Annotated in this window: 1 protein-coding gene; it reads left to right on the top strand. The window is 39.6% G+C overall.

Translation table 11 applies throughout. From position 1 onward, the window contains the following. Positions 1-228: transposase (locus tag DW922_RS18160; protein WP_243032268.1), on the top strand; the 228-nt coding region annotated here is incomplete at its 5' end. Positions 229-283: the final 55 nt, after the last annotated feature.

Here is a 283-nt window from a genome sequence, read left to right as displayed (position 1 = left end):
TTAAAAGGAATTACAGGAAGAAAACTCTTTGAAAAATATCCGGCGATCCGCCAGAAACTATGGAAAGGTCAGCTTTGGAATCACTCATATTATGTAGAAACAATCGGCTCGGTATCGGATCTCTTTGAAAAATATCCGGCGATTCGCCAGAAACTTTGGAAAGGTCAGCTTTGGAATCACTCGTATTATGTAGAAACAATCGGCTCGGTATCGGAAGAAAATATCTGACGATATATCGAGCATCAGAGCAAATCTTACTAGAAGGAGGGAAAATATGCTGTTA

Origin of the sequence: Clostridium sp. AM42-4 (assembly GCF_003480105.1) — a bacterium.
Taxonomy (GTDB): domain Bacteria; phylum Bacillota; class Clostridia; order Lachnospirales; family Lachnospiraceae; genus Brotaphodocola.
Note: the sequence above shows the minus strand (reverse complement) of the source record. Positions and strands in the feature narration are given on the sequence as shown.